This window comes from Streptomyces sp. HUAS MG91, from assembly GCF_040529335.1.
GTDB lineage: Bacteria > Actinomycetota > Actinomycetes > Streptomycetales > Streptomycetaceae > Streptomyces > Streptomyces tabacisoli.
Genome location: NZ_CP159534.1, coordinates 7,968,109 through 7,989,112 on the forward strand (window position 1 = coordinate 7,968,109; position 21,004 = coordinate 7,989,112).

Below are 21,004 nucleotides of genomic sequence, written 5' to 3' on the forward strand. Positions count from 1 at the left end.
CGCTACGGGCGGGCGAGCGGCAGAGCGGCGCTGGTGAAGGCTTCGGCCTGCTGCCAGGTCAGCGGACGCAGGTCGATCAGAGCGGCGACGGCGGCCGTCTCGATCGCGGCGCAGGCAGCGTTGAGCTGTTCATCGCTGTCCGCGCTGACGGTGAGCAGCCCGGTCAGGGCGACGTCGGCATGCCCGGCAATCAGCTGGCGTTCGCGCTGCTTGATGTCCGCGTACTCGACCGAATCCTCCTCGGAATCGACCTGGCCCTTGCGGGCGCGCTCGGCCGCATCCGCGATCACGGTGGCCTTCTTGCGCTGCACATCCTTGAGCGCCGCGTCCAGACCCTTGGGCCCGTACGTCAGAGAGAGGCTGCGGCGCACTCCGGCGGTGAACAGGAGCTGGTGAAGGAAGCCCGGGCTGGTCTCGATACGCGGCCAGTTCTCGATCCAGAACGTGGCGTGGTGGGCCGAGTCCGTCTGGATGCGGTCGGCCTTCTCCACCAGGACGACCGGCCCTGCGGCGGCGGGGTCGGCCTGTGGGCGGCCGGAGGAGGACCAGCGGTCGAGGGCGGCTGATGCCTTGGGGTCGTACGCGGTGCGGATCACGGCCGCGATCTCGGCTGCCGCTAGCCAGTTGGACGGCATGAGACCGGAGTTGCGGGCGGCCTGGTCGAAGGTGGCGGTGAGCTGGGCCAGGACGGCGAAGGCGCCGGTCAGTCCGCCGCCGGCCTGGTTGATCAGGCGGCGAGCTGCCTTGATGTCGAGCGCGAGGGCGACGTACGCCTCGTGCGGCGCTGCCGCCGGTCCGGCTGCGGCCAGCAGCTCGGAGTAGATCGGCCCGGCCAGCGGGGTGGCCGCGTTGCCGTGCTCGCTCCAGTACCGGTTGAGGGCGTCGCCGGAGTCGGGGACGGTGCGCTCCAGGACCTGGACGCGGGCGATGTGGCCGGTGCGGGCGAGCGCGGCCAGAGTGCGCCCCCAGCCGGAGACGTTGCTGGTCTGTGTTGCCGGGTCGAGCAGGGCGAAGGCTCGCGAGGAGACCTTGACCACGGCTGTGAGGGTGCCGGTGTGCGGGTCGTGCACCGCGCCGAAACGTCCGCCCGGGGCAGTGGCCACCCGCAGCGAGGCAGCCGTGCCCGGTAGGTGAAGGAGGCCTTCGCGCTGCGGCCGGGTGGAGGGGCGGGCGAGCCAGACGAGCTGGCCCCGGAAGCGGCGCAGCACGTACTGGATCACGATCGGCGCCCAGTCGGCGAGCGCCCGCCCGCGGTGCCGAATGAAGACTGCGGCCAGTACGAGTGCCCATAGCGGAAACAGCTTCAGCGCCCCAATGACGCCGGTGGAGAGCAGCACCGCCAGGAGCAGCAGTCCCGTAGCCGAGACCACGATCAGCTGCGGCGCGGAAAGGCCGAGCAGGACGCCACGACGCGAGCGGTGCGGGAACTTCACGGTCGCGGGACCGTCGGGGTGTGGAGCGGAAGAGTGCATGGCGAAGCCGTCCTTGGAACACGAACTGACGAAGGATGCAGGGAAGAGGGGCGGGGCGGCCGGGCCAGGTTGGGCCTCGGCCACCCCGCAAAGTGCGGGCTAGCCGTCGGAACCGCTGGGCGGCGTGGGGTAAACCCAGCTCTGCGGGGTGACGGTGCCCTGTGGCGGAGGCCCGCTGCGCCGGGCTGCCGGCGGGTCCTCGTGCAGGACCTGCGGCGGAGCGACGGACGCGCCCTGCGGGGTCGGACCGGAGGCCACCGGAGCTGCATCCGCTTCGCCCTGGCCGGGGCGCTGGATGAGGGGAACCCCGCGGTCGCCGTCGGTGGGAGGCCGGCGGATCAGGGCGCGGCCCTTGTCACCGGTGGCGTTGGGGTCCTCGCCGAAGCGGAAGTGGGTCTGCTTCGGCTTGCCGCCCCCGCTCGAGCCACCAGTCGGGTCGATCCCGGAGGCCACCCCGCCCGAGCCCTGGCCCGGCACCGTGGCCGGGCCCTGCGGAGCGGGCATCCCGGTGCTGGCCTGCATGGCGAGCTGACCCGCCGTCTTCGCCGCACCGGCAGCCACCGCCATGCCCGCCACACCGGTGCGGTGCAGGTCGTCGTGCCCACCGCCGTCGGCAGCCCAGTGCACGAACTTGTACGTCGCGTACGGGCAGAGCATCACCAGCACCATCACGACCAGACCCGCCAGCGCGTCGGACAGCGCGCCGAGCCCGTCACTCGCTTCGGTCTTGCCCATGGCCGAGACGCCCAGCAAGAACACGATCGTCATCAGCAGTTTGGAGACGACCAGCGTGCTGGTGGCCTCGATCCAGCCACGCCGCCAGCGCCGCGCGACCTCCCACCCACCGCCCGCCCCGGCGAACACCGCGAGCGAGACGAGGATCAGGATGCCGACCTTGCGGGCCACCATGACCGCCCAGTACAAGAAGGCGCCGACCGCGCAGCCGAGCGCGATGATCGCGGGCACGCCCCAGCCAAGGCCGTACATCGCCCCCAGCTCGTTGACCTTGATGACGCGGCGTATCGCGTCATCCACCGAACTGTTGGCGGCCTTGAACAGACCGGCGCTGAGCGCATCGACCACGGTGATCGCCACAGTGGTGCAGGCGATGGCGGCGAACGCGAACAGGACACCGATCACCGTCCCGTAGAAGGCCTGGGCGAGCGCCTGCTCGTCACGGCGCCAAGCAGCCCGGGTGAGCTGAAGGCAGAACGTGCCGACGGTCAGCACGAGACCGATGGGCAGCAGCAGCTCGTAGTTGTGGCGGAACCAGTCGGCGTTCAAGTCGATCGCCGTGGTCTTGTCGACGGCCTTGGTCGCCAGGTCTGCCGCTGCCTGGGCCATCTCGCCCATCGACTTGGCGATCCAGGCGCCGATGCCGTCGGTGACGGCTTCACCGGTCGCGCCGACGACACCGCCGACGGTGTCGCACACCGTGTTCATCAGCGGAAGGTCACATGCCCCCATGAGGGCACCTCCTTTCGGGAGTTGAGGGCCGCGATCACGGCGAGACGGTCGGCAGGACCCCGACCAGGGCGCAGTCCTGGTGCGGACGGCACTGAACGGCGAGGGTCGTGGAGCGTGACTCGGCTCCGGCGCCTGAGCCCTTCCAGGCGATGGACTGCTTGCCGGAAACCGTGACTGCGTAGACGTACGCCTGCGTGATCGCACCTGGGTCTTGGGCCAGGGCGGTCTTGAACGCCTGCGGGAAATGCCCCTCGCCGACCGTGGCCGTGGCGTGCTGGCGGTTGTCGCGCATCCGCGACCACAGCACTCCGCTGGGCACCTGCTCGGTGACCGACTTCCAGTCGCTCACCTTCTTCTCGTCGGTCATCCACCGCCTGAGCCCGGACAGCTGCTCGGCCTGTGAGGATGAGCGGGTGTCATAGCTCCACAGGGCCTTGGTGGCGCCTTTGGCGAAGGCGATCGGATCGCTCGTCTTAAGCGGCGCTGCCACTGCCGGACCGGCACTCGGCGGAGGAGACGGAGAGGTGGCCGTCCCGGTCGAGGACGACCGCTGCGGGGTTGTCTTCTGCGCGGTCGGGGAGTCCGGGCGGGTGACGTACGCGAGCAGGCCGGCAATCGCCAGCAACACCGCGAGCACGACACCGCCGATGGCCGCGCGACGAGGCACCGACGCCGGCCCCCGGAAGAGGCGCTCGCCAGAGGAAGGGAATCGCTTCTTCGGCATCAGTGGACCTGCGTCCCCATCGCCGAGAAGAACGCGACGATCCCGTTCGCCGCGCCCAGCAGCAGGGCGCATCCGGCTGCGACGACCGTGCCCTTCTTGCCATTGGCCTCGGCCTGGTGTCCGCCGCTGTGATGACCCCAGGCCCACACGATCGCCGAGATCGCGAGCGCGCCGACGACAGCGATGATGCCGAACAGGTTGATGCTGCCCATGACCTTCTTCAGGACATCGAGACCGGGCAGGCCGCCCTCGCTCGGGCTGACACCGGGGTTGTACGCCAGGATCTGGGCGTGCTGGATGAGCTTCACTGGAACTCCAGTTCGGTCTTGGGCGTGCGAAGGCCCGGAAGGAGGAGGAGCGGAAGGGGGGAGGGGAGGAGCGCCGGTCAGACGATCCGGCGGGCGGCCAGCACGTCCGGCCGCCAGTCGGCGAGGGTCGAGATCTTGACCACGTCGCCGGTGTGCGGGGCCTGCAGGACTAGGCCCTCGCCAATGAACATCCCGACGTGTTCCGGGACTTCGGCCGTGCCGTTGGTGAAGAGGAGGTCACCCGGCTTGAGAGCGTCGACGCTGACCGCCTTGCCCTCCTTGACCTGCGTGTACGTGGTCCGGGAGAGCGAAATGCCACCGGCCTTGTACGACGCCTGCATCAGGGACGAGCAGTCGCAGCGACCCATCGGATCCTGACCGTGCGGATCGCTGCACTCGCCACCCCACTGGTACGGGGTGTCGAGCTGCCCGAGCCCCCAACGGATCGCGGTCTGAACCGACGTGGGTGCGGTAGCCGGGATCTTGTAGCCCTTCGGGAGGGCGCCGGCGGGGATGGGACCGAACTTCGTCCCGTCCTCCCCAGTACCGCACCCGGCGGACGCCGCCTCCGAGGCGCTGCTCACGGAGTGCTTCTCGCCGGCCTCGTCTGAGCCAGAGACCGACGGAGTCGGCAACGACGAGGCGATGGCCTTCTGGAGGGCCGTTGCGAGTGATCCCCACTTCGCGTACGCCTCGGGAAGGCCACTCTGCTGCACTGCCTGCGCGGCCTGCGTGACGGTCATGGACTGCCACCCGGAGACCTTGAGCAGTGCCTCGTAGAACTTCGTCGAGGCATGAACCGGGTTACGGACCTGGGCCGCCGTCCCCCAACCTTGGCTGGGACGCTGCTGGAACAGGCCGAGCGAATCCCGGTCGCCGTAGTCGAGGTTGCGAAGTCCCGACTCCTGAAGGGCTGTTGCCAGCGCCACTACCTGGCCGCGGGCTGGAACCTTCATGGCGATCCCGGTAGCCAGGATCGTCTTGGCATTCGGTATCTGCTCGGCGGGGTCGTCGAGCCTGGGGAGCGATACCGAGCCTTTCCCATGCCCCTTGAGGATCGACGCGACCTGCTTGGCCACGGCTGCGGAATCCACGGCCTGCGCACCACCTTGCGAACAGGCGGCAGCTTGGGCCGAATCGGAGCCGGCCATCGCCACGGTCAGCGGGGCGATCAGCAGGAGGGGGCCGAGGGCGACAGAGCCGACGATGACCGGGGCTGTCTTCACGGCCGAGGCCCCATCGCCGGATGGTGGGGCGGGGAGGCCGGCCCCGGAGACGGCCGTGCTTGGGCATGCTGCATCAGCAGCTCCTTACTCGTAGGCAGCACGGCGCGGGCGTTCTCGTCGAAAAGGCCACCCGGACCGAGCCGGTCAGGAATACGCAATCCCGTGAGTCGAGATGGGAAACGGAAGGCCGGGATCGGCTAAATCCAGGCCATCCGGATTCCCGTCTGATGCGGAGCGGCAGCCAGCCGCCCTCGTAATCTCACACGCCACACGGAGGAACACTCCCGCCCAATTCACAGACTGATTCGCGGGTGCCGAAACAGCGCCCGTGTACCAGGGCGACACGCAACAGCACAGCTCAACCGGTACGGAACGGAGCCCTGCCCGTCGAACATGCCGTGAGAGTAGAGACGAAATCCGGCCGTACCAAACGGCCTCAACGCGAAGATTGGCGTACCGCCTTGCGAAGATCACGGCCATTAGGTCCGGCCGGAATCGATGGCTAACCTCCGGGGCATTGCCCGCCTGGTAGATGCCATTGTGCTTTCAGGCGTGGAGCTCTACGCCGTGCGGAACTTGGCGAATTGCCGGTCACGCGCACGGACCTCCTGCGAAAAGAGAACCGCGCAATGCCGTACACCCTGCACCGAGGCGATGCCCTGGCCGCGCTCGCCGGCATCCCCGACAACAGCGTCGACGCCGTCATCACCGACCCGCCCTACAACAGCGGGGGCCGCACCAGTAGCGAACGTACCGGCCGCAGTGCCCGCGCCAAGTACACCTCCGGCGACGCGGAGCACGACCTCGCCAACTTCCCGGGTGAGAACCGCGACCAGCGGTCCTACGGCTTCTGGCTCAGCCTCCTGTTGACCGAGTCCTACCGGGCCACCGTCGAGTCGGGCACCGTAATGGTCTTCACGGACTGGAGGCAACTGCCCACCACCACAGATGCGTTGCAGGCCGCGGGCTGGACCTGGCGAGGTATCGCCTCCTGGCACAAGCCGGTCTCCCGCCCGCAGAAGGGCCGCCTCAAGCAGTCCTGCGAGTACATCGTCTGGGGCACCAAGGGACCGGTGGACGCCAACCGGAACCCCGTCTACCTGCCGGGCCTCTACACCGCGAGCCAGCCCCGCAAGGACCGCGTCCACATCACCCAGAAGCCCGTCGAAGTCATGCAGGAGCTGGTCAAGATCTGCCCGCCCGGCGGCACCGTCCTCGACCCGTTCACCGGCTCCGGCACCACCGGCGTGGCTGCCCTGCGCGAAGGCCGCCAGTTCATCGGCATTGAGCTGTCCGACCACTATGCCGACATCGCCGAGCAGCGGCTGCACGGAGCCCTCACCCAGGACGACTTCGAACTCGCCGGGCCGGAGAAGTGAGAATGCGCAGAAGACCGCAGGGACGAGGCGTAGGAAGGGCTGTTGCTCCGCCGAGCAGGTGGAGCAACAGCCCTTCCTCGTTTGAGTTACCCGGTCTCGACGCTGCGCTGTATCAGGCCGGCGGCGCGATCGAGGTCTTCGCGGGAGGCGATGCGCACCTCGACGACGTCGCCCTGCAGACCGAGGCTGCCGAGCCCACGCAGATCGCGGGTGAAGCCGTCGCACAGGTCCACCGCGTCAGGATCGAGACGCAGATTCACCACGAGCACCCTGTTGCGAGGCTGGATGCGCACCGTGGCGACGTTCTTGATCCGGCGGTAGGAGAAGTAGTGCAACTGCGGCTCCATCTGCACATCACGGTGCGACAGCAGTAGCTCGTCGAGATCGGCATAGAGTTCCCGCAGCTTCAGAGGCGACGCGTCGAGATACTGCTGAACCGACTTCGGCGCACAGGAGCCGGCCCGTGCCGACGACGAGACCTTGCCGCGCGCCTTGGTCCGGGAACCGCCGGTCGCGGTGACGAGCTGCAGCGCGACGGAGTCGTCGAAGACCCGATAGACAATGAGGTCGATCCGGTGAGGGATCATCTCCACCGCCACCGTCTCGTGGTGGGTGAAGGCGCCAGCGACGCACACGATCCGCGGGGCGTTCCAGTCGACCTTTCCGGCCGCCTCGTCGCCGAACCGGGCCTTCACCAGGTTCTTGAACTCATTGGGGTGGTCCTGCAGCCAGCACAGGTACGAGAGTGCCTGGACGACGACCGCCTCGTCGCGGGTCCGCTTGTACTCCACGACGACCGGTGTGCCGTTCTCGTCCAGGCCGAGCGAGTCGATTCGACCCCCGTGTCGCCCTGTGTGGTACTCCGTAGCCAGGAAGCGGATGCCGAGCATGGTCTCCATGTTGGCCTCAATCAGCCGCTGCAGCTCGGCTTCCACACTCACGGCCTCCCCTGGGATCTCCGTGGCATTCTGGCCTCTGACCCTGAAGACCTTCAGGCTACTCATGGGCCCTCCCCGCCATCCCGACTGATCGTTGTGGAGCAACAATCGAGGTCAGGAAGTGTTTATTCCTGGCGTAACTGCCCCCTCCCTGTTGGTTGCACCCCAGCGCCTTTGGCTGGGGGCCGTTTGGGGGTGCAGTGGCGACCCTCGAAACCTGGCTACTCGTACGTAGGCCGCGAGAGGCACCAACCGCATCAGTGACCTGGTCAAGGCACTCCTGAGCCCCCACCTCCTGCCATCAACGTGAGGTTAGAAAGGCTCGGTGACGGAGGATGCAGGCCGCAAGTGTCCGGGAGTCCAAGCGAGTTGAGCCCAAGCTCAACGCCAGATCTCAACCCGCCGGAGTGTGTTCTACCTCTGGCTGAAAATAGCCCCCACTGCACCATGCGTAACACATACTATTTGTCGCCCCGCTTGCCGCAGATTGCAGGGCGATGGTGGCGCGGATTTTGCCAGGCTGAACCAGGAGCGCCATGCACGTCACCCACGCCAGAGTGAGCAACTTCCGCGCCTTGCGCGACGCGGAGGTCCAGGTCGATGCGTCAACGACGCTGATCGTGGGCCGGAACAACAGCGGCAAAACATCATTCGTAAATCTGTTCGAGAAGTTTTTCAGCGCAAGCGACGACGTCAAGTTCGTCCTCGAGGACTTCACCACAAGCCGGATCGCCGACTTGGAGCACGCCCGCAGACAGTTCACCGAGGCAGTGCAGTTGGACGCTGACGGCGACGAAGAAGCCGCTGTCGCTCTGCGGAGCAAAGCGCTCGAGCTGGTGCCGGCCATTCATCTAGCGATCACGATCGACTACGACGAGGAAGACGACCTCGCTCCCATCAGCTCTGCGATCCTCGATCTCGATGAGACCTGCCACAGCGTCCGAATTGTGGCCGAACTTGCTGCCACCGACCCGGTGAACCTCCTGGCGGACTTCAGCGAAGCTGCTTACCGTGCAGGCAGCCAGTTCAACAGCCACAAGTGGCTGCGCAGGAAGTTCAACGAATACTTCACGGCGACGTACCGCGCGGTGAGCCCCGTGGATGACTCGGTCAGTCGCGAACTCAAGCCGAGCGCCGCGCGATCGATGCTGGCAGTCCGATTTATCTACGCGCAGAACAAGTTCGACGACACTCCCGCGGACAAAACCCGAACCCTGTCGAAGACTTTCGAGGCCTACTACCGAGCTTCAAGCAGTGACGACAAACGAGGGCAAAACGTCGACCAGATCGAGGAAGCGCTTGCCTTGGCGTCGAAGCAATTGGATGCCAACTACGACGAGCTCTTCGAACCATTCCTGAACGACCTGAATCACTTCGGCCTGGAGCTGATGTCTCCACTGCACTCACCTCGGATCGTCGCGCTGATCGAGGGTGCCGCCGTCTTGCGTGGGAGTACCCGGATCCAGTACCCCTCCGGAGACGCCCAGTATCCCCTGCCTGAAGGGCACAATGGCCTCGGCTACAGCAAACTCATCTTTACGATCTTGCAGATCCGTGGCTTCATCGAGAGCTGCAGCCAGGCCAGCCCGCAGCCCGCGCTGCAGGTCCTGTTCATCGAGGAGCCAGAGGCGCACCTGCATCCCCAGATGCAGGAGACGTTCATCAAGAACATCGAGGAGTACATCAAGAACAAGACCGACCGGAACGTGCAGGTCGTCATCACCACGCACTCTTCCCACATGGTCGCCAGAAGCGGATTTTCGAAGATCCGCTACTTTGACGCGACTGAACGTCACGTGACTATCAAGGATCTGTCCACCTTCCAAGCCAACGTGAAGAAGACGCGTGACGGCAGAGAGACACTCCGGTTCCTGGAGCAGTACATGGAATTGCACCGTTGCGACATGTTCTTTGCAGACAAGATCATCCTCGTCGAGGGGACCGCGGAACGTCTTCTGTTGCCTAGGATGATCGGTCGCTGTGCCGCGCGTCTGCAGCACCAATACGTCTCGGTCATTGAAGTGGGTGACGCCTACGCGATTCGCTTCCGCAGCCTGCTGGAATTCCTCAATGTCAAGACTCTCATCATCACAGACATCGACTCCGTCGACCCTTCCCAAAAGAAGCGACCCAGCTGTCATCCCGCCACCCTGGGTGCAGGGACATCCAACTCCACGTTGAAGAAATGGCTCCCGGGTAAGGATGCCATCACCGATCTGCTCGCCACGCCAACCCAAGACAAGATGAGTAAGAAGGTCCGAGTCGCCTACCAGGTACCCGAGGAGCCGAACGGGACTTTTGGCCGTAGCTTCGAGGATGCCTTCATCATCGCCAACGCCTCCGTGCTGGCCGATAACCTCTCCGGACTTGCTCTGAAGGGACACTTCGAGCGGACCGTGGGTGAGCGGCCGAGTGGTGCATCCATCGAGTCGAAGGCCTACCAGATCGCAGAGAATTTGCGTGACCATAAGACTGACTTCGCCTTCGACGCCATGCTCCTGGACGGTTGGAAGGTTCCCCTTTATATCGACGAGGGCCTGCAGTGGCTGACGCTTCCGTGAAGACGACGGTAGACAAGGTCATCGAAGAACTGGAAGCCCGGCGTAGCTTTCTGGTGGAGGCTGGTGCCGGTGCGGGCAAGACGACAACTCTGGTAGAGGCGCTGGAACACAGCCTCCAGAGCCAGGGTAAGGAATTGAAAAGAACAGGCCGCCGGATTGCTTGTATCACTTTCACTAACGTCGCTAAGCGGAAGATCACCGAACGGATCCACGACAACCCTCTCGTGACTGTTGCAACCATCCACGAGTTTCTCTGGGAGATCATCAAGGGCTTCGAGGCCGCGCTGTGGCGGGAGATCATTGAGTACAACGAGTCTCTGCGGACGCCCGAGGATCTCAGTGAACTCAGCAGCCCGCTGCCGCCGGTCCAGTACGTCGACCGGCGGCGGCGTCTGGCACGCGGGGAGATATCCCACGACGAGGTCATCGATCTGGCGTTGCGTATGGTGACCCGACATCCCAAACTCACGCGTCTTATCGCTGATTGCTACCCGGTGGTTTTCGTCGATGAGTATCAGGACACCTCTCCCAAGACGATCCGTCTGCTGCTCGACTACCTAGCTGGGGCAGGACGTCAGTCCTGTGTCGTCGGGCTGTTCGGTGATTCGATGCAGAAGATCTATGCCTCTGGGCAGGGCGCAATCGCCCATCCCAAACTGACCTCAATCACCAAGCATGAGAACTACCGTTGCTCTCCTCCTGTCGTCGCGGTTCTCAACAAGGTCCGTCCAGCGCTGCAGCAAGTCGCGGTCGGCAAGCACACACATGGGGAAGTGCACCTCTTCCTCAATTCGGCCCTTCCTTCCGGCCAGGCGCGTTTGAATGCGGCTCGCCAGCACCTCGCTGAACTGGGCTGGTCCGACGACACCACTAGCTACCTGATGCTCACCCACCGAGGGATCGCGGGCGCCCTGTCCTATGACACTCTGCTGCAGCATTACCAGATCCTGGGCTCCCGGGGCCGCGACAAGCTCCTGGACAACGACGAGCCCTACATCGAATACTTCAGCCGAGTCGAAGCTCTGTGTCGCGCCTTTCGCGCGCTCGACTATGCGGCGCTCACAACCCTTTTGGTAGCCGGTAGGACCGCTATCACAAGTCACCGCGATAAACAGCGGATCGCGGCTGACATCAGACAGCTGATTGCTGTGCGGGAGTCGGGAACAATCGGCGAGGTTCTTGACCACATGGCGCAGCAACACCTCCTGTCCGTGCCCCGGAAGCTCAGCGATCTGGAACGCCGTCGAAACGTAAAGATCCTCGAAGGTTACGAAGCGAAACTGGCCGAATTCTCGAACACGCTTCGGGAGATCCCCTATGAGGAAGTCATCCGCTTCGTCGAGTACCGCGAGCAGCGCACTCCGTTTCACACCCAGCACGGAGTAAAAGGTGATGAGTTCGACAACGTCATAGTCATCATCGATGATGCGTCGTGGACTCAGTACAACATGGGAAAGATGCTCACAGGTCAGGATCTGGAAAAACGTCTGGAGCGATCGCGTAACCTCTTCTATGTATCGTGCTCCAGAGCTCGTCGTGGCCTCGCAGTCGTCTTCCTCACTGATATTCCTCACGACGCCCTACCCACAGCACACGACTGGTTCTCCTCAGGTACCGTCCACCTCTGAACCAATGACGTTGGAGATCTCATCCTCAGCTGTCCACGTTGAGGCCCTGTGCCAATCCAGGACTGCTGCGCTTTCTCTTTCGAGACCTGCCCAGCGGGCGGAACCGTCTTGCTTCACTCGCGACTCCTGGCAAGGGGCCTCGAGCGGGACCATCGAAGCCGTCAGCTCCACTTGGTGGCGGAGATGTTGACCGCCTGCTGAAGATGCTGCGCGCACACAATCCGGACTTCGTTCTCCTGGACGGCACGCTCGCCTTCGGATCTGCGCGCGACAGGGCGTCCCTGTCCTCGCCGACATGGCCTACATCGGTGCCGGCGACTGGGGCACCACCGCAATGCGCCGCCCACCAGGCGGCGAACTCACACCCACCGAGCAGACCGGAAACCGGGCCCTGTCCGCAGCACGGGCACCCGTCGAACGAGGCATGGCGCGACTGAAGTCCTGGCAGATCTTCCGCAGATCCCGCATCAGCCCCTACCGCATGAGCGTCATCGCCAGAGCCGTCCTCACCCTGGAGAGGCAACGCTGAAAACGTTCATTGCCACGATGCCTGATGAGGCGCCGGAGGCACGCGTCGGGGGCGAGGCCAAGGCGGCTGTCCTGGCCCAGCTTCCATCCTCCTCTCGCTCTTCGAGGGGCGGCTGTGTCAAGCGGCACCGACCCTGGCTCTACGAATACCTGCGCCAGGATCGGGCGACAGTATTCGCGCTCTGTGTCGGCACAGCCGTCCACTTTGCCAATTGTGCGGCTGGTACGCCCTCTTGCTCCCGCTACTTGCCCCCTGCACTCTTTGAAACGGGTACTTCGCGATCCGTGACCGGGGGAGGACGGATGACAGGGCATCTCGGCGATCACTTACGGACACCGCCGCCTGTATGGGACGTACTGCAAGACAAGATCCTCGTGCACACACGGACCAGCGACGGAGTCCGTGCCGACCTGGCACGGATGGGGAAGACGCACGACGGGCTCACCTTGTGTGCAAAGGACGCCATCCAGATCGCCAGATCGTTCAACGCCCACAGTGCTGGTGAGCCGCTGCAACTTGTCGACCCTGAAGCGTACGAGGAATACGCCACGATCGAGGAGCCCTTCAGGCCTGACCACATCTGCGAGCCCGGCCAGCTGTCATTCCTCGACGACGAGGACGCCGGCAAGATACAGGGCCTCCTTGACGCCCAACTCCGCAGCGGCGCCGCGGCGGCGCTCACGCCCACTCGCTACATCAAGGCCGGCAAGCGTGACATCGTCGCGGCCGTTGTGGACGTCGCCGGTGAGCTGGACGTCGAACGGACCATTCTCGCTGTGCCACTTGATCACGGATGGCTGCGCAGCGACGAGGACATCGACTGGCTCATAGAAGAACTCAGCCAGCTGCCCCACATCAAAGCGATCACCCTGGGCGCCATCTACAACCCGCTCCAACTCAAAGGAACAGCCACCGCCTTGCGCAAACTGATCCGTGGCCTCGAGCGCGTTGCCCTCATCCGGACCGACCTCGCCGGCCTGGACGCTTATGCACATGGTGCTCTCTTCGCCTCCATCGGCATGCAGACCCCGCTCCGCCGCATTCGCACCCCTGGTGCCACGCCGTCCAAGAATCGGGAGCGCCGGGCCGTCACTACGACAGTGCTGCACCCGCAGCTCCTCCGCTACTTCAACGCCGACACTCTGCACGACCTCTACGGCGACACCGAACCACCTGCGTGCGAATGCGCCGAATGCCAAGGCGAATCCCTGACGCGTTCTCAGCATGAAAATCGTGCTCACCAAGAAGCAGCCAACCGGCACAACATCGCCACCTGGCTGCCCTGGGCCCAGGAACTCCAGCGTGCGGCACCAGGACAGGCCCGATACGCCGCCTGGCAGGAACTCTGCTGGAACGCCGTCGAAGCGCACCGGACACTCCGTGAAAAACTTTCAGCACCCGGAGAGTTGGAAGTACCCCGCTGGCTCAGCGAGTGGATTCAGGAACCCGGTCAGAACCTGCCAGCTCACTGAACACCTGTTCCGCCAGCAGCCAGCCCGCCGCCGTATGCCGCGGTTGCGGAAGCCCACGAGGCGCCACCAATAGATCCGGCGCCTCGCCGGCCTGACCCTGGACCACGCCGATGCCGTACACCGCTGCCTCCATCACCAGCAGCTCCGCACCCTCAACGGGCCCGTCCAGCCACACCGACGTAGCTGAGTAGGCCCCGAACCGGCCTGCCCGCCGCAAACTGTCCATCGTCGGCCGCGGCGACCGCACCACCGCTGCGTCCACCCGCAGGGGCCGAACCGCATGACGCACCAGCATCCCGCCCTGCCTCCGCACCGCCCCGGCCGGACAATGCCCCAACAGCTTTCGCTCTTGCGACGACAATGACGACGCCGACACCGGTAACCCGGCCGGCAACTGCATCAAGGCATCCAGCACCGGCATGTCCAACAGAGGCGCCACACCTTCACGCTGACGACGGTCAATTTCCGCTGTGTTCAACCGGACAACCAGGGCCACCCGCACTCCACGTACCCAGGCTTCGACTACTGAGGAACCCGCCGGGAGTGCGCCACGAGCTGCCACCTCACACACCCGACGAGCAGCACCAAGATCTAACTTCGACGACATCACAGGCCCCCAAGAACGACAGCACTGGGCACGCAACCACACGCCCGCCCACCCACAAAGCAGAAACAGTGAACCAGCCACACCCGCAACGAAAATCGGGCAGGACCGATGTCCCTCCTGAAGGCGATCAAACGGTGGCACACGCCATCCACTTCGACCAGCCGACACTGCCCCGGAGATCGCGTTCGCGGGATGTACTTCGACCTCAATCACCATGAGAGGTCATGACTGGTGGTAGGGCCGCGCGGTGTGGACCGGCCTCCTGAGGCTTGGTCGTGATCGCCGCCCGATTGGGAGCGAACCGCGCGAGCCGACCGCGTTGCTATACACGATCTGCGTCCTGTACCTCCGCAGTGATTTGTGGGAACCGCGCAACTGGCTCCTCAAGTCAGCATCGTTCCCCGGGGGAGGCGGCTTCGCGGCGATTGGGTCACTGCCCCCTGAGCGTGAGGGTGCGGCTCTGGCTGCAGAAGCAGGAGCTCAGGAGGCCTGGTCGGGATGTAGCTCTCACCCAACTTGAATCTGACGAGGCGTCACGAAAGTCAGCATTGGGTCAGCATCAGTCCGACTAAAGCTGGCTACAGCTGACGAAACTTGCGACTCGCGGGTGCGGGCCCAAGCGTCCAGAGAAGCGTTTGCGATCGCGTTGAAAGGAGGTCTGGAGAGCCGACTTCGCTACTCGCCAGACCTCGCGTCGATCATGTTGACGACAGGCCGCTCAATGCACTCGACCCCGGGGTTTAAGCGGCACAGGCGGCAGCTCAGGCGCATCCAACCGCCCTCCGTCATACCCCTTCACATCCCCAAATCGCGACCCACTCATCCAGTCCTCGCGCGCCTGAGTGATATCGTCCTGCGTTCTGCCGATGAAGTTCCACCACATCACCAGCTCCTCCTCGAACGGCTCGCCGCCGAGCAGCATCAGGCCCGCGTCCGACTCGGCCCGCAGAGGGAGTTCGGTGCGGCCGCAGCCGAGGTAGAGCATCGAGCCGGGGAGGAGCGGGACGCCGTCGACGTGGGTTTCGCCCGACATCGACAGGACGGCGTACTCGAAGTCCGGCTCCAGGGGGATGCGGACGTCGGCGCCGTCGGAGAGGGACAGGTCCGCGCCGACGAGCGGGGTGTACGTCGTGCCGGGGGAGACCGAGCCGTCGAGGGAGCCCAGCACGACGGTCGCGGTGAGGCCGGGGGCCGTCGCCGTCGGGAGGGCCGCGTGGTGCTCGAAGCGCGGGTCCGTGTGGCGGTGGGCGTCGGGGAGGGCGACCCACAGCTGGGCGCCGTGGAGGAAGCGGGCGTGGGAGGCCGGTGACTCCTCCGAGTGGGAGATCGCGCGGCCCGACGTCATCAGCCCCAGCTCGCGGGGCCGGATCGTCTGCAGGCTGCCGGTCGAGTCGCGGTGCAGGACCTCGCCCTCGTGCAGCCACGAGACCGTCTGCAGGCCCATGTGCGGGTGCGGCGGCACCTGCATGCCGGGTTCGTCGGCGATGTCGTCCGGCCCGTAGTGATCGACGAATGCCCAGGCCCCGACCATCCGGCGGCCCAGGTTCGGGAGCAGCCGGCGTACCTCGGTGGACTCGCCCAGCCGGACGCGCCGCGGACTGAGGAGTTCGCGGACCGGCTCCGCCACGACGAAGCCGCGGCCGCCGCACACCGAGGGAACCGCCGCGCGATCAAGATTGCTCATGCCGCACAACCTAGCCCCGCGGCCGGGCCCCGTCAGTCGAGCGGCGGGAAATCGCCCACCCGGAGTCCCACCCGGAGTCCCACCCGGAGCCCCATCCGCAGCCCCGTCCGAAGCCCCACCCGGACCATCCAGCGCCCCACCCGGCCCCCTCGTCCCGGACGCCCGCCGCCCGTACGGGTCAGCCCAGCGCGCCGAGTCCCGCCCGGGCCACTGGAATGGTCGAGTGCCCTTCGTGATCGCAGTGCCGGCGGCGACCGCGGTGTCGGACGCGCCGCCGGACGACTGTCTCGCCCGCAACGACTGGATCTGCGGCGAGTACCTCAGCACGCGCCGCCACATCCTCGTGGACGCCGTGCTCCAGCATCTGCAGATCACCGTCGTGGCCGTCGCGATCGCGCTGGTCATCGCCGTGCCGCTGGCCGTCGTCGCCCGGCGCTGGGGATGGGCCGCCGGGCCCGTGCTGGCCCTGACGACCGTGCTGTACACCATCCCGTCACTGGCGATGTTCTCGCTGCTGCTGCCCGCCTACGGGCTGTCCGCGACGCTCGTCGTCGCCGGGCTCGTGCTGTACTCCCTGACTCTGCTCGTGCGGAACATCCTCGCCGGGCTCCGCGCCGTCCCCGAGGAGACCCGGCAGGCGGCCCGGGGCATGGGCTACGGCCCCGTACGGCTGCTGCTCACCGTCGAGCTGCCGCTCGCGCTGCCCGCCGCCCTGGCCGGTCTGCGCATCGCGACCGTGTCGGCCGTGTCCCTGGTGACCGTCGGCGCCATCGTCGGGTACGGCGGGCTCGGGAATCTCATCTACTCCGGGATGAACACGTACTTCAAGGCGCAGGTGCTGACCGCGTCCGTGCTGTGCGTCGTCATCGCGATCGTCGCCGACCTGCTGCTGCTCTGGCTCGGACGGCTGCTCACCCCCTGGACGAGGGCGGGATCCGCGTGAAGACCCTCACCGACGCCTGGAACTGGCTCGCCGACGCCTCCCACTGGTCGGGCGACGACGGCATCTGGCACCGGCTCCAGCAACATCTGGTGCTCACGGTCGTGTGCCTGGTCGTGAGCTGTCTGATCGCGCTGCCCGTCGCGCTCGTCCTCGGACATCTGGGCAAGGGCGGGGCGCTCGCCGTCAATATCTCCAACGTGGGGCGAGCCGTGCCCACCTTCGCCGTCCTGGTCCTGCTCCTGCTCACTCCGCTCGGACAGTACGGGGAGGGGCCGACCGTCGTCGCCCTCGTCCTGTTCGCCGTGCCGCCGCTGCTCACCAACGCGTACGTGGGCATGCGCGGCGTGGACCGTGGCGTCGTACGGGCCGCGCGGGGCATGGGCATGACCGGGCCGCAGATGCTGTGGAAGGTGGAGGTGCCCCTCGCCCTGCCGATGATCATGAACGGGGTGCGGATCGCGGCCGTGCAGCTCGTCGCCACCGCGACCATCGCCGCGCTCGCGGGCGGCGGGGGCCTCGGGCGGATCATCACCGCCGGGTTCAATCTCGCCAGCACCCCGCAGGTGGTCGCCGGCGCGGTGCTCGTCGCCGGGTTCGCCCTGATCGTGGAGGGACTGTTCGAGGTCGCCGAACGGCTCGCTCCCGCCTGGACGCGGGGGAGGGCCGGATGAGGCCGCGACGGTGGTGGGGAGTGGCGCTGGTCATGGGTGTGCTGCTGCTCGCCGGATGCGGTGGCGGGCCCTCCCTGGAGAACCAGGGCGAGGTGACCGCGCCACCGGGGGACAGCAGCCATCTTGTGATCGGCTCGGCCGGGTTCACCGAGAGCGACCTGCTGGCCAACATGTACTCCCTGCTGCTGAAGAACGCCGGATACGGGACCGAGATCCTGTCCGTCGCCAACCGCGAGCTGTACGAACCCGCCCTCGAATCAGGCCAGATCGATGTCGTCCCGGAGTACGCGGCGACCTTCGCCGACTGGCTCAACGCCAAGACCCACGGCGCCGACGCCGAGCCGGTCGGCTCGCCCGACCTCGACGCCACGATGAAAGCCCTGCGCACGCTCGCCGCTCCCCGCGGCCTCATGGTGCTCGACCCGGGCCGGGCCGTCGACCAAAACGCCTTCGCCGTCACCGCCTCCTTCGCCAAGGAGCACGACCTCAAGACGCTCAGCGACCTGGGCGCCTCCGGGCTCAAGGTGCGGCTCGCCGCGGGCGACGAGTGCGTGCAACGCCCGTACTGCGAACCAGGGCTGAAGAAGGTCTACGGGATCGACGTCACCGGCATCGACCCCAAGGGCGTCGGCACCACGCAGTCCAAGCAGGCCGTGCAGAACGGGCAGGACCAGATGGTGCTGACCACCAGCACCGACGCCACGCTCACCTCCTTCGGACTCGTGCTCCTCGACGACGACAAGCACCTCCAGAACGCCGACTACATCGTGCCCGTCGTCAACCGGTCCCGGGCGGGCAGCGACAAGGTCGCCTCGGCGCTCGGCGCCCTCAACTCCGTGCTCACGACCGACGACCTGGCCTCCCTCAACCAACAGGTCGACAGCTGGCGGCGACTGCCCGAGGATGTCGCACGCTCTTATCTGGAAGACAAGGGACTGTTGAAGTAGACGGGTACGGGGCGGGTGTGCGGTGACAGGATCGGGGAACGCGGAACGGCCACCCTCCCCTCCTTGAGCACCGGAAACGGGGGACTCCGATGTACCGAGTCGTTGTCGTCGGCGCGGGCGTGCTCGGCGCCAGTGTCACCTACCACCTCGCCCGCGCGGGCGCCCAGGTCATCGTCGTGGAACAGGCGCCGGGACCCGCGACCGGGACGTCGGGCGCCACCTTCGCCGCGGACGTCACCCACCTCAAGACCCCGTACGCGTACTACCGGCTGAACCGGCAGGGATCCGAGGGGCATCTGCGGCTCGCCGAGGAGGTCGGCGGGCCCGGCTGGCGCCATCCGGTGCCGCACGTGCAGTGGGCGGACGACGAGGACGGTCAGGGCGCGCTGCGCGAGAGAGCGGCACGGGCCCGGGAGTGGGGCCACGACTGCCGCCTCGCGCCCGCGTCCGCGCTGCGCGACCTCGTCCCCGCCGTCGACCCGGCCGCCTGCCCCGTCGAGGAGGTCGTCGTGCACGGCGGCGGCGCCTGGTTCGACGCGCCCCGGTTCGCGCGCGCCCTGCTCGGCGCCGCCGCACGCCGGGGCGCCGTCGAGACGCACTACGGAACACCGGTGACCGGCCTGCCGCGTGCCGGGGAGCGGGTCACCGGCGTCCGGGCGGGGCCGCGCACCTGGCACGCCGACGCCGTCGTCAACTGCGCGGGCCCCGGCGCCGACCGCGTCGCCGCCCTGGCCGGGCTGCGGTTGCCCCTGCGGCGGGTACCGGGCCTGATCGCGACCAGCGGGCCGCTGCCCGGCCACCCGCTCACCGCGATCCTCTCCGTCCCCGGTCTCGACCTGCGGCCCACCGCCGACGGCGGGGTGCTCGCGCTGTCCTGGGAGGTCGACGCGCGGCTGCGGGGCGCCGTCGAAGGCTTCCCGCAGGAACTGCACCGGCGCGCCCGCGCACTCGTCCCGGGCGTCGCGGGCGCGCGGATCACCGACGCCCGGATCGGGGTCAGACCCGTACCCCTGGACGGCCTGCCCCTGGTGGGAGCGGCTCCCGGGGCGCCCGGCCTGTACCACCTGGTGTCGCACAGCGGGGTCACCCTGGCCCCCGTCCTCGGCCGGCTCGCCGCGGAGGAGATCACCGGCGGACCACCCGCGCCCGAGCTGGCCGCCTACCGGCCGGACCGGACGGTCGCCGACGCCGTGCACGACGAGAACCTGCGCGCGATGAACCACCACGGAGCCAAGTCTCAAGCTGAAGTTTAGGGTGAGGGTTCCTTGATCACGCGTCCGCGACGGAGTCGAACGTCACCTCGTCCCGTCCGACCCCCTGCGCGTCGGCGTCGACCGACCGGCGCAGCGCCTCGTGCAGCTTCGCCGGGGTCAGCACCCCCAGGAAACGGGAGCCGTCGAGGACCGCCACCCAGCCCGCGTCGTGCTGGAGCATCACGCCGAACGCCTGCTTGAGCGGGGCACCGACCGGGACCCAGGCGTTCATCCGGTGCGCGAGATCGACGACCCGGCCGTCCCGCCCGGCCAGCGCCGCCTCGTCGAGCCCGACCCAGCCGTGCAGATCGCCCTCGGCGTCCAGGACCACCGCCCAGCGGGCGCCCGACTCCCGCATCCGGTCCGCGGCCCTGGCGGCGGACTCGTCGAGCCCGGCCACCGCGGGCTGCTCCAGGTCGTCCGGCTCGATCCGGGTCACCGACAGCCGCTTCAGGCCGCGGTCCGCGCCGACGAACTCGGCGACGTACGGCGTCGCGGGCGTGCCCAGGACCGCGCCCGGGGTGTCGAACTGCTCGATGCGCCCCTGCCCGTACACCGCGATCCGGTCGCCGAGCCGGACCGCCTCCTCGATGTCGTGCGTGACGAGGAGGACCGTCTTGCGCACCGCGGCCTGCATCCGCAGGAACTCGTCCTGCAGCTGTTCGCGCACGACCGGGTCGACCGCGCCGAACGGTTCGTCCATGAGGAGGACCGGCGGGTCGGCCGCGAGCGCGCGGGCGACGCCCACCCGCTGCCGCTGGCCGCCGGAGAGCTGCTCCGGATAGCGGTCGCCGTACGTCGACGGGTCCAGGCCCACCATGTCGAGCAGTTCCGCGGCGCGCGCCCTCGCCCGGGCCTTCTTCCAGCCGATCAGGGCCGGGACGGTCGCGGTGTTGTCGAGGATCGTGCGGTGCGGGAACAGGCCGACCTGCTGGATGACGTACCCGATGCGGCGGCGCAGCTTCACCGGGTCGACCGTCGCGATGTCCTCGCCCTCGACGAAGATCCGCCCCGACGTCGGCTCGATGAGCCGGTTCACCATCATCATCGTCGTGGTCTTGCCGCAGCCGGACGGTCCGACGAGCGTGACCAGTTCGCCCTCGGCGACCTCGAAGGAGAGGTCGTCCACCGCCGTCGTGCCGTCCGCGTACCGCTTGGTGACCTGATCGAACCGGATCATGCGGTCACGCTAACC

At 67.1% G+C, this 21,004-nt stretch carries 17 protein-coding genes and 1 pseudogene; 9 read left to right on the plus strand and 9 right to left on the minus strand.

Translation table 11 applies throughout. The features are described 5' to 3' along the window. Positions 1-2: 2 nt before the first annotated feature. The 5 genes from ABII15_RS36135 to ABII15_RS36155 form a co-directional block, all read right to left on the minus strand. Positions 3-1,472, minus strand: coding sequence for an SCO6880 family protein (locus ABII15_RS36135; RefSeq protein ID WP_353946505.1), 1,470 nt, complete (start codon positions 1,470-1,472; stop codon positions 3-5). 99 nt (positions 1,473-1,571) lie between these two features. After that, positions 1,572-2,939 carry an ATP-binding protein gene (locus tag ABII15_RS36140; protein WP_353946506.1) on the minus strand — a complete coding sequence of 456 codons (1,368 nt, stop codon included), beginning with the start codon at positions 2,937-2,939 and terminating at the stop codon, positions 1,572-1,574. A 34-nt stretch (positions 2,940-2,973) separates the two neighbouring features. Beyond that, positions 2,974-3,663 (minus strand): hypothetical protein, encoded by a 690-nt coding sequence (locus tag ABII15_RS36145; RefSeq protein ID WP_353946507.1) that lies wholly within the window; start codon positions 3,661-3,663, stop codon positions 2,974-2,976. Continuing rightward, complete coding sequence (locus ABII15_RS36150; protein ID WP_161304236.1) at positions 3,663-3,971, minus strand: DUF6112 family protein; 309 nt, start codon at positions 3,969-3,971, stop codon at positions 3,663-3,665. The genes ABII15_RS36145 and ABII15_RS36150 overlap by 1 nt, the downstream gene beginning before the upstream one ends. Before the next feature lie 77 nt (positions 3,972-4,048). Continuing rightward, positions 4,049-5,122, minus strand: coding sequence for a C40 family peptidase (locus tag ABII15_RS36155; protein ID WP_353947309.1), 1,074 nt, complete (start codon positions 5,120-5,122; stop codon positions 4,049-4,051). 704 nt (positions 5,123-5,826) lie between these two features. Between ABII15_RS36155 and ABII15_RS36160 the strand changes: the two genes are divergently transcribed. Continuing rightward, complete coding sequence (locus ABII15_RS36160) at positions 5,827-6,576, plus strand: site-specific DNA-methyltransferase (protein WP_353946508.1); 750 nt, start codon at positions 5,827-5,829, stop codon at positions 6,574-6,576. An 86-nt stretch (positions 6,577-6,662) separates the two neighbouring features. Here the strand turns inward: ABII15_RS36160 and ABII15_RS36165 are convergent, their stop codons facing one another. Then, on the minus strand, positions 6,663-7,580 hold the full coding sequence (locus ABII15_RS36165; RefSeq protein ID WP_353946509.1) for a transporter: 918 nt from the start codon (positions 7,578-7,580) through the stop codon (positions 6,663-6,665). 470 nt (positions 7,581-8,050) lie between these two features. Here ABII15_RS36165 and ABII15_RS36170 point away from each other — a divergent pair, with 470 nt between their 5' ends. From ABII15_RS36170 to ABII15_RS36185, 4 genes and pseudogenes are all read left to right on the plus strand, one after another. Then, entirely contained in the window at positions 8,051-10,075 is a 2,025-nt protein-coding gene (locus tag ABII15_RS36170) for an AAA family ATPase (RefSeq protein WP_353946510.1), read from the plus strand. Continuing rightward, the gene (locus ABII15_RS36175) at positions 10,057-11,703 is read left to right on the plus strand and encodes an ATP-dependent helicase (RefSeq protein ID WP_353946511.1); all 1,647 of its coding nucleotides are present in this window, start codon (positions 10,057-10,059) and stop codon (positions 11,701-11,703) included. Before ABII15_RS36170 ends, ABII15_RS36175 begins: the two co-directional genes overlap by 19 nt. Before the next feature lie 253 nt (positions 11,704-11,956). Further along, positions 11,957-12,232: pseudogene (locus tag ABII15_RS36180) on the plus strand (transposase family protein); the annotation flags it as partial. Positions 12,233-12,534: 302 nt separating this feature from the next. Next, the gene (locus ABII15_RS36185; protein ID WP_353946512.1) at positions 12,535-13,704 is read left to right on the plus strand and encodes a hypothetical protein; all 1,170 of its coding nucleotides are present in this window, start codon (positions 12,535-12,537) and stop codon (positions 13,702-13,704) included. On the opposite strand, the gene ABII15_RS36190 is transcribed toward ABII15_RS36185, so the two are convergent. Both ABII15_RS36190 and ABII15_RS36195 read right to left on the minus strand, forming a co-directional pair. Continuing rightward, a complete protein-coding gene (locus ABII15_RS36190; protein WP_353946513.1) occupies positions 13,658-14,200 on the minus strand; it encodes a hypothetical protein in 543 nt (180 codons plus the stop codon). The two genes, ABII15_RS36185 and ABII15_RS36190, sit on opposite strands and share 47 nt — an antisense overlap. An 829-nt stretch (positions 14,201-15,029) precedes the next feature. Then, positions 15,030-15,995 (minus strand): pirin family protein, encoded by a 966-nt coding sequence (locus ABII15_RS36195; protein ID WP_353946514.1) that lies wholly within the window; start codon positions 15,993-15,995, stop codon positions 15,030-15,032. A 259-nt stretch (positions 15,996-16,254) separates the two neighbouring features. Here ABII15_RS36195 and ABII15_RS36200 point away from each other — a divergent pair, with 259 nt between their 5' ends. From ABII15_RS36200 to ABII15_RS36215, 4 genes are all read left to right on the plus strand, one after another. Further along, positions 16,255-16,938 (plus strand): ABC transporter permease, encoded by a 684-nt coding sequence (locus ABII15_RS36200; RefSeq protein WP_353947310.1) that lies wholly within the window; start codon positions 16,255-16,257, stop codon positions 16,936-16,938. Beyond that, the gene (locus ABII15_RS36205; RefSeq protein ID WP_353946515.1) at positions 16,935-17,609 is read left to right on the plus strand and encodes an ABC transporter permease; all 675 of its coding nucleotides are present in this window, start codon (positions 16,935-16,937) and stop codon (positions 17,607-17,609) included. Before ABII15_RS36200 ends, ABII15_RS36205 begins: the two co-directional genes overlap by 4 nt. Next, positions 17,606-18,556, plus strand: a complete 951-nt coding sequence (locus tag ABII15_RS36210) for an ABC transporter substrate-binding protein (protein WP_353946516.1) — start codon at positions 17,606-17,608, stop codon at positions 18,554-18,556. Before ABII15_RS36205 ends, ABII15_RS36210 begins: the two co-directional genes overlap by 4 nt. Before the next feature lie 89 nt (positions 18,557-18,645). Beyond that, positions 18,646-19,809 (plus strand): FAD-binding oxidoreductase, encoded by a 1,164-nt coding sequence (locus ABII15_RS36215; protein WP_353946517.1) that lies wholly within the window; start codon positions 18,646-18,648, stop codon positions 19,807-19,809. A 16-nt stretch (positions 19,810-19,825) separates the two neighbouring features. Here the strand turns inward: ABII15_RS36215 and ABII15_RS36220 are convergent, their stop codons facing one another. After that, the gene (locus ABII15_RS36220) at positions 19,826-20,989 is read right to left on the minus strand and encodes a betaine/proline/choline family ABC transporter ATP-binding protein (RefSeq protein ID WP_353946518.1); all 1,164 of its coding nucleotides are present in this window, start codon (positions 20,987-20,989) and stop codon (positions 19,826-19,828) included. Positions 20,990-21,004: the final 15 nt, after the last annotated feature.